The 341-nt window shown below is 43.4% G+C and carries 1 pseudogene; it reads left to right on the forward strand.

Annotated features, from left to right (window positions below):
- Nucleotides 1–19 precede the first annotated feature (19 nt).
- A pseudogene (locus KH400_RS23150) lies at nucleotides 20–341 on the forward strand (heat-inducible transcriptional repressor HrcA); the annotation flags it as partial.

The following is a 341-nucleotide window of genomic DNA, read 5'->3' on the forward strand; positions in this document are numbered from 1 at the left end:
GCTAAGAGAGGTGAAGCGTATGTTAACAGAACGGCAGCGGTTAATTTTGGCCGCAATAATTCAAGATTACGCAAAAACCGGTAAAGCTGTTGGATCAAAAACGTTGCTTGAAGAATTAGGGTTGGCAGTCAGTTCAGCCACGGTTCGTAATGAGATGGCCTCATTGGAAGAGCAAGGTTTGTTGCAAAAGGAACATACATCGTCAGGACGGGTACCTTCACAACGTGGTTATCGTTACTATGTAGATAAGATTATGCGTAGTGAACACATGACCCAGGTTGCCCAGCAATCCCTTGAACGCGTTTTCAATCGTAATTTTCAACAAATTGACGATTTGATGC

The sequence above is a fragment of the Desertibacillus haloalkaliphilus genome (assembly GCF_019039105.1).
Taxonomy (GTDB): Bacteria; Bacillota; Bacilli; order Bacillales; family KJ1-10-99; genus Desertibacillus; species Desertibacillus haloalkaliphilus.